The organism is Caldanaerobius polysaccharolyticus DSM 13641, from assembly GCF_000427425.1.
Taxonomy (GTDB): Bacteria; Bacillota; Thermoanaerobacteria; order Thermoanaerobacterales; family Caldanaerobiaceae; genus Caldanaerobius; species Caldanaerobius polysaccharolyticus.
On record NZ_KE386495.1, the window covers coordinates 159,321 to 166,632 of the forward strand.

The 7,312-nt window shown below is 39.5% G+C and carries 11 protein-coding genes; all 11 read right to left on the bottom strand.

Annotated elements, in window-relative coordinates; translation table 11 throughout:
• Nucleotides 1–10: 10 nt before the first annotated feature.
• Nucleotides 11–211 carry a hypothetical protein gene (locus CALPO_RS0107070; RefSeq protein WP_026486693.1) on the bottom strand — a complete coding sequence of 67 codons (201 nt, stop codon included), beginning with the start codon at nucleotides 209–211 and terminating at the stop codon, nucleotides 11–13.
• Complete coding sequence (locus CALPO_RS13510; RefSeq protein WP_218915167.1) at nucleotides 212–2,014, bottom strand: phage terminase large subunit family protein; 1,803 nt, start codon at nucleotides 2,012–2,014, stop codon at nucleotides 212–214. It lies immediately after the preceding gene.
• A 13-nt stretch (nucleotides 2,015–2,027) separates the two neighbouring features.
• Nucleotides 2,028–2,564, bottom strand: a complete 537-nt coding sequence (locus CALPO_RS14835) for a hypothetical protein (RefSeq protein ID WP_218915168.1) — start codon at nucleotides 2,562–2,564, stop codon at nucleotides 2,028–2,030.
• A 145-nt stretch (nucleotides 2,565–2,709) separates the two neighbouring features.
• Nucleotides 2,710–2,880, bottom strand: a complete 171-nt coding sequence (locus tag CALPO_RS14655) for a hypothetical protein (RefSeq protein ID WP_156940159.1) — start codon at nucleotides 2,878–2,880, stop codon at nucleotides 2,710–2,712.
• Between the two features lie 56 nt (nucleotides 2,881–2,936).
• Nucleotides 2,937–3,560: a hypothetical protein gene (locus CALPO_RS0107090; protein WP_026486695.1), complete on the bottom strand. Its 624-nt coding sequence runs from the start codon at nucleotides 3,558–3,560 to the stop codon at nucleotides 2,937–2,939.
• 160 nt (nucleotides 3,561–3,720) lie between these two features.
• Nucleotides 3,721–4,188, bottom strand: coding sequence for a DUF1492 domain-containing protein (locus tag CALPO_RS0107095; protein WP_026486696.1), 468 nt, complete (start codon nucleotides 4,186–4,188; stop codon nucleotides 3,721–3,723).
• Entirely contained in the window at nucleotides 4,185–4,520 is a 336-nt protein-coding gene (locus CALPO_RS0107100) for a nucleoside triphosphate pyrophosphohydrolase family protein (RefSeq protein WP_026486697.1), read from the bottom strand. Before CALPO_RS0107100 ends, CALPO_RS0107095 begins: the two co-directional genes overlap by 4 nt.
• Nucleotides 4,517–4,846 carry a VRR-NUC domain-containing protein gene (locus CALPO_RS0107105; protein WP_026486698.1) on the bottom strand — a complete coding sequence of 110 codons (330 nt, stop codon included), beginning with the start codon at nucleotides 4,844–4,846 and terminating at the stop codon, nucleotides 4,517–4,519. Before CALPO_RS0107105 ends, CALPO_RS0107100 begins: the two co-directional genes overlap by 4 nt.
• Nucleotides 4,831–5,331: a hypothetical protein gene (locus CALPO_RS0107110; protein ID WP_026486699.1), complete on the bottom strand. Its 501-nt coding sequence runs from the start codon at nucleotides 5,329–5,331 to the stop codon at nucleotides 4,831–4,833. The genes CALPO_RS0107105 and CALPO_RS0107110 overlap by 16 nt, the downstream gene beginning before the upstream one ends.
• Before the next feature lie 355 nt (nucleotides 5,332–5,686).
• Nucleotides 5,687–6,880 (bottom strand): DUF927 domain-containing protein, encoded by a 1,194-nt coding sequence (locus CALPO_RS15110; protein ID WP_051585905.1) that lies wholly within the window; start codon nucleotides 6,878–6,880, stop codon nucleotides 5,687–5,689.
• Nucleotides 6,871–7,312, bottom strand: a 442-nt coding sequence (locus CALPO_RS15115; protein WP_218915169.1) for a DUF927 domain-containing protein, incomplete at its 5' end; no start/stop codon positions are given. The genes CALPO_RS15110 and CALPO_RS15115, both read right to left, overlap by 10 nt.

The window sequence follows — 7,312 nt, forward strand, 5'->3', positions numbered from 1 at the left end:
TCACCTCCTTTCAGCGCCGGTCAAAGACGGCAACATAGACACCGCCACCATTCTCCTCATATAGCTGGCGCTGTAATTCCCTGCGCTCACGATAAAGAACAACAAGATCAGGCCGTCTCAAAGTTCTGCTTCCTATTCGGTATTCCTGGGCACCGTTCTCGATAGCACTTATAGCTTTATTTATCTGGTCAAGGTGTTCTTGTACCGTCATTTATATCCACCTGCCTTTCAGGTTTATCCAGTCATAGTCAGGTTTAATAAAACTATTCTGTTGATATTCAACAGGCTGAGTTTTATTTATTTCCGGTTGATCCCGTGTTGTCTCTGACTGTAAATATCTAACATGCAAAAGGTCCGCTGCCAGTGCAGCATAGACTTCAGCGTCAAGATAATGGTTTGCTGCATGTATGGCCTTGGGTTTCCAAATCTCGACCTCTCTCCCGCCTTTTTTCTCAATAACTTTTTCTTCAGCACAAATTTGTTCGGCATATTCTCTATCACATCCTTTGTATACCATCCAGGATCCCGGCCCATTAGGGCGATTCAATCTGCCTGCAATCATGTCTTTATACTGGTTACCGTCTACAATGTATAGCCTCATACCATAAGCTCTGCTACTTGTTTTATCAATTGTGCTCACTTTATATCGGCTTAACAAAGGATTACTGCTACCCTTTACCGGCACCGCCCATTCCTGGTTAAAAGCACAAAAATCATAGACTTCATCAGTTCGGTCTCCGGAGTCAATGGCGCAAAGGTTAACCTGATATGCGTTCCCCTGTCTATCCTGATATGGAAGATTCATGATATATTCTATCTGGTCCCAAGTATCTACCATCCCATGAGCTATATTCCAGCTAGTCATGCTAGTACCCCAGGCACGAATCGTATAATAAAAATGGTCCTTCTGCACGTCTACACCTGCTGTAATCAGCAGGGTTCCATCAGGGACCACTCCTTCTTCATATTCAGATTGCTTTTCTAAAACCTTATCAGAGTTCATTTTGGCTTCTGTCTGCTCCCAGGGTTCTGCAAGCCATGAGTTTATGAAGTTCATTAACAGCTCCGGAAAATCCTTGGATTTAAGAAATTCATAAGCCACATCCCCGAAACGCACCCAGGGGGAATAAATAGCATTGAGATGAAAAGCTGTTTTTCGAGTGCCTGTTTTTTTCTCGGATTGCCACCTACCAGCCCTAAGCATCCCAGGTTTGTGACCGTCGGTAATAATTCCTTTGCACTGCTCACATTCATAATATGCTGTTGCCTTGGCATCCTCAGGAGTCTTGGCCGTCTCGGGCCATTTTATCTGCTTGAACTTTAAGGTCTGATAATATCCACAATGAGGACATGGCACATAGAACCGCCGCTGATCATCGGCGTTCTCCCATTCCTGCCATATTGGACCATTCTTTCTAGTAGGTGTGGAAGTCTGAAATATTTTTTTGTTGTGGGCAAAAGTCTTTGTTCTCTCACGGGCAAGACTCCTTGGATCTGCTTCTTTACCGGCACTTGGAGGGAATTTATCCACTTCATCCATGAACAGGTATCGTATTGGCCTGGATGCCAGGGATGCGGGAGAGTTTGCTCCGGACAGCACTACATACATGCCATCAAACTGTAATTCAAGTATCTTACTCTCTCTTTCCTGATACCTTTCCTTTAAAACTGGGCAGAGGTTTATCATGGGTTGGATTCTGTTTTTGGAGGTGTATTCGGCCAGATCCAGGGTAGGATAAACAATTAATGCAGGGCTTGGGTCCTGAGTGATTATATATCCAACGATGTTATTAAGACATTCTGTACCGCCTACCTGAGTAGGTTTTACAAAAATAATTTCTTCAATATCAGGGTCAGTAAAAGAATCCATTATACCCCTCAGGTATGGCGTCCTTTCCGTCCTCCAAGGCCCAGGTTCGGCTGATGTCTTTGCATCAAGCACCCTATACTTATCAGCCCATTCCGAAACTGTTAACCGCTCAGGAGGTTTGAATACCTTCAGAGCTTTTTGCAACCATGGAGACCATTCAACTTTTGTGTTTTTTCTTCGACGGCTTGTAGACTCCGTCAATGCTGATTTGTTCAAGGGCATCCAGCGTCAGCTCCGTTATCATTTTCTCTATCCTCCTGGCAGTAACAACGTCTACATAACCCGCAAGTTCAGTAGCTATCCTCCTGCTGTAACCAAGCATAGACCTTTTTAGTACAATAAAAAATCGCTGGAGCTCAGCAATTATATCATCCTTGAGGATATATTCCCCTCTCTGGATTGCATTTTTAAATTCGGCCGCCTCTGATTGGGCCTGTTTATATTTGGCTTCATAATACAGTTTCTGTTCCTGAAGTGATAACCTTTCAATGTCCTTCTCTGTCTGTATGCCGCTAACGCTAACGAGGCCTCGCCAACGCAAAACATCAGCCAACGGCCACCAACCACGGGCAGCTTTAGGGCATCCGTCATCTCCCCAGCGCTTTAACGTAGACTTGTTTATATTAAATACCTCGCACATTGCACCTGTGCTTAAGCAGATTTTTCCATCTATAATATCAACTTTTTTATCCATAAATATCACCATCAAAAGTTGCAAAGTTGCATGAATTTTTTCCTTCATACTGGGTGAAATTTTGGGCCTCGCCAGACCCGCATCTCCCCCACCCTATAAGAAGGACCCGCTAATGCATTGTTCCATGTTCTAATCCCTTTTCATACTAATACTTTTCAATTGAACTGACTTCTCCATTACAATTAATACATCTATATCTTTTATCTAGTTTCTTTTCCGGTGTTATATCTATAGAGAAATCATGTTTAATGCAACTGTTTAGCTTATTTTGATTTTCTTTAACCTGGTTTATTATCTCTTTAAAATCTATTGACATATTTCTCACCTTCTTAATAGCATGAAAAAAGAGCCCTGTTAGAGCTCCCTCCATTTTTACGGATATCTTTCAATTTCAGATGCCGTCCTTGCTATTTTAAATAACCTATCAAATAAATCTCTATACTTAGTATTTAAATCTTCTTTTGTGTTGAAATAATTTCTTATACTTTTATCATTAAATTCAATTAAAGACTTACTAAACACTTTATTAGCAAATCTAATAAAAGTTTGTTCTATTTCAATTTTATTACCTATTCGGCTTTTAATAATATTAATATCACGGTATAAATCACTTATCGTGTTAAAATCATCATAATTAATTGCACCCAATAATACTGCTAAATTTTCTACCCACATATCTCTTATAGGAATATCATATATAATATTACTTTTATCTTTCACAAAACTTATATACATTTTTTTAATACTGTCCAAACAGATAGATAATTCATTATAAATTATCATTGCATTTTTTTTAATCTCTTTCGCGCGATCATTTTCTTTAGTTCTATTAAAAACATATATAGAACCATCAATAGCAATAAGAGCACCAAGAGCAGAACCTACTACAGTACTTATTAAATCGTATAATGTAGATGAATTCGGATGCCAAATTAGTAATATTACAAAAAATATAAAACCTATCACAACATATTTTGATAAATAATCTTCAATCATGTTGTTTGCCCCCTTTTTTCACTTTAATATTCTGTATTCCTTTCTAAAATCCTTCTATTTGACAATAATTTAGCCCGGCAAGGGGGCAACCGGGCTGAACTTTCTATTCATCTATTTTAGATTATACCACATATCTCTACTTTAAAAAGTACCGAACTTTTCAAGATACTTTTCTCAATTCTTCATACTTAATCAATCCCAATGCGGTTGCCAGTAACAAACCGTGCCTTAAAATGTCTTTCTTCCATTGATGATACGTTGTGTGTTCAATATGTAACTCATCACATATCTGATCCTCACCTAATTCGTCAAAGTATTTTTTCTGAATTAAACCTGTATAATTCTTGCCTTCTCTTTTATCAATTATTTTCATATCTTCAACAAGGTCCCTTACTACTCTAAGCCATTTTTCACGTCGTACAATCTCCGCATTGGTTGTTAGCTTAATCCCTTTCAATGCCGTTGGATCACTATGCCTGCTTATGCCACCACCGCCGACCTCTTGAAATTGCGCCGGCGATGACATTATAATTTCTTCCTTCATCTCATGTAGTTTTCTGACTTCATCATAATAGTTATAGAGATAATGTTCCAAAGTCTTTATTGCCCAGCCCGGTTCTAATCTCAATTGCTATCCTCCTTTCGATGAACAGATCTGTTAGTTTCAAATCCGTTAGGATACCTTTCGAGTAACTTCTTTATATTTTGCTGCCCTATATCGTTCATTGTAATTCCCAACGCATCGGCCATAAGCGCAATGTACCATAAAATGTCGCCGAGCTCTTCTCCAATCTTTTGCCTGTCCAATTGATGACCCTGATAAAGCCACTTTTTCACAATATCCACAACTTCCCCAACTTCTCCAACCAAGCCTAAACATGCATTGTCTATTTGCTCTTTAAAGTCTTTGTATTGTGGCTTTGTCCTCATCGCCATAACTTGATAGTCATTTAATGTCATGACACTACCTCCTTTAACTTTTTCCTACACAAAGACTTATTAAGACTTTCAAAATACTTCTTCACATCATCGACGCTATTCACCACGTAAACTATTCCTCCGGCCTCCTGTATGTCTTTTATCGTTTTTCCCTGAAGCTTTGTAGGTCTCTCTACCGGCCTCTTCACTTCAAAGGCCAGGAATTTTCCATGATAGCAACAGATTATATCTGGTATTCCAACCGTGCCGTACATTCCACCGTGCTCTTTCCAAAAGAAGCATTTATCTAAAGTTTTAAGATATTGCATTATTTCGGCCGTAATCTTTGATTCTAACTTGCGTTCCAATTTCGAAACACCTCCATAGCTTCCTGATATTCCGGATCTCCAGATAGAAGCTCAAAAAAGCCTAATTGCTTATATGAATCTTCTTTTTTCTGTCCTTTATGAATTGCATATATCTCAGCAAAAACATCAATATATTCCTGAAGTGCTTTCTCAAAGTATGAGATCCCGCCGGTTTTAAATGCCTGGTTAACTTTATCCTCTGCTTCAGTATATCTTTGTTCTATATCAGGATGTTTTTTGAAGAATTCTAAGAGATTGAAATCATCCCATGCGAGTTCTGCTACTTTGTGCATTGCAGCTGTCATGAGATTTATGGCCTTGTCTTCCGAGAAAAGTCCTAGCTCACGTTCTAGTGTAGATACCTGGTCTTCTATTTCTTTTATCTGTTTTTGCCACTTTAATTGCTCTTGCTTGGGAAGTGAATATGCTTTTTTGAGACGTGATTTTAAATGCTCGAGTTGTTTTAGTTTGATTTTATCGTTCATATTCCTCTCCCTTCTTTAATAATTTCCTTTCCTTTACTTTCCGATTACAAAATACCAATGCTTTTTTATGGTTACTTCTATTACAAGTAACCTCTTTAAACCCTGCATTCCGCATTACGAGCGGGTTTTTGAAGGTGGTTACTTGTTACTTCTAACTTCTAAAAATATACCTATATATTTTTTGTAATGTTGAGAAAATGATCTGATTTGCTAAACGTTACAAACTCTTATAGAAAACAGGAACTTTTTAGAAGTTACCAGTAACTTTTTATATATAACCCGCTCTATAAGCGGTTTTTGCAGGTTACTTCTAAGTTACTTGTGGTTACTTCTAATTAATTAGGTGTAACCAGATTTAAAATGGTGGCGTTTCTTCTTCATTGTTCAGCTTTGATAGATCAAAAGATATAAACCTTGTAGTTTTGCCGTTAATCTTTTTTATAACTGAGTATTGCTTTTCTCTTTTGTTTTCCGACACACCTATTAACCCTCTCTCTCCAAGGCCGCGCATGATTTTTCTGTATGAAAAGTCATGCTTTTTGAGTTCGTCTTCCAAAATATGAGGAAAGACGTAATAAGTGTCATTTTCGATATAGCCGTACCTCGGAGGTCTTGCGTCATCGGTAAACTGCACCGAATTAGCCAGAAGCCAGCTTTTTATGAATTCATAGGCCTTGTCCACTACATCAGCTTCCTGAGAGCTTTCCAGCATGTCCAGTATTTCCATCCCCATATCAAGGGAATTTTCCGAGCTTTCTTCAAAAATCCACTCAGATATGAGTTCATCCGCTAAAGTTACGATTGCAACTGCTGAAATATGGGATCCCAGTTTATCTGGAAACTGAACTGTAAACTTGTCCTGAATTTCCTTAAGCCTTGCTTGCATTTTCTCATAATCAGATATCTGCAAGAGCTTTTCTATGAAGGTAGGCCCCGCCGTGCCATAATACTGCGAAGTAATTTCATGCATTTTTCTTGCTTCATTTTCATTTTCAAAAGGCGCTCCGCAAATTTCTATAGCCCTTGTCGCTACGCCAGTTTGAGAGCTCATCGTGGTAAGCGGTTCTTCACCCGTCGTCAGGACTATAGTTCTCCAGGATTTCATGCTCTGCAATCCACCAGTTTTAGCACCTCTTAATTTGCTGCTTCCAGTAGCTAACATGTATACAAGCTGATCTATAAAGTCCTGTTTGCTTCCTGCTACCTGCCGTTCATCGATGCCTAGTGGAAGATCGTTGAAAAATCCTGCCATTCTTTCAAGTCCAACTTTAGTGGCGTTGAAGCTCGTTATTAATTCTTCTGGATCGCCCCACACAGAGAGAGCTGCTTTGAGCGCCGCAGTTTTGCCGCTTCTTGAGTCGCCCCAGTTGTGTACGAAGAATATTCGGTGATTCAATGGTTCTAATAACGGAGCAGCAAATGAGCTGGCTAATATGAATCTGAAAATCACATTTTCTCTGTATGGCCTCATGCTTTCGACCCATTGTTCCAATGTGCCTTCAGGACTGTATGCATCTACCCACCTTCTCGAGTTTCTATCTATGTCCAATACCAGGTCTCCACTATGACATGGTAAAAATATTTTCCATACCATCCAAGCTGACTGACTGACTTTTTAAGCGGCAATATATCAATATTCTCAGCTTCGAGAGCTCCGAGAAACTTTACGAGAAGCTTTGCGTTCTCAGATGTGACGGTGATCCCTATGTCTGCAAGCTGCGTGATTGTCCTGCTTTGGAATATCGTACTGCGTTGAACTATCTCTTTTTGCCAGTTGCCATCGCGATAGAATGCAATCTCCATTTTCTCCTCACCAGTATCCAGAGATTTTATTCGACTATTTAAAAGCACAGGTGTTCTGCAAACACGCTCTGGGAGGCCTGTTTTGTCATTGATTGAATATATGCCATCTTGCGACATTCTCCATCCTGCCGGCATCCTGAGCTGTATTGGTGCGCCAGGAATAACCTCTTCGACTTTT

What these genes read in the sequence shown, in the direction of transcription:
- CALPO_RS0107110 (WP_026486699.1), bottom strand. Translation starts at nt 5,331, where the DNA reads ATGAACGATAAAATCAAACTAAAACAACTCGAGCATTTAAAATCACGT.
- CALPO_RS14655 (WP_156940159.1), bottom strand. Translation starts at nt 2,880, where the DNA reads ATGTCAATAGATTTTAAAGAGATAATAAACCAGGTTAAAGAAAATCAA.
- CALPO_RS0107070 (WP_026486693.1), bottom strand. Translation starts at nt 211, where the DNA reads ATGACGGTACAAGAACACCTTGACCAGATAAATAAAGCTATAAGTGCT.
- CALPO_RS14835 (WP_218915168.1), bottom strand. Translation starts at nt 2,564, where the DNA reads ATGGATAAAAAAGTTGATATTATAGATGGAAAAATCTGCTTAAGCACA.
- CALPO_RS0107090 (WP_026486695.1), bottom strand. Translation starts at nt 3,560, where the DNA reads ATGATTGAAGATTATTTATCAAAATATGTTGTGATAGGTTTTATATTT.
- CALPO_RS0107100 (WP_026486697.1), bottom strand. Translation starts at nt 4,520, where the DNA reads ATGACATTAAATGACTATCAAGTTATGGCGATGAGGACAAAGCCACAA.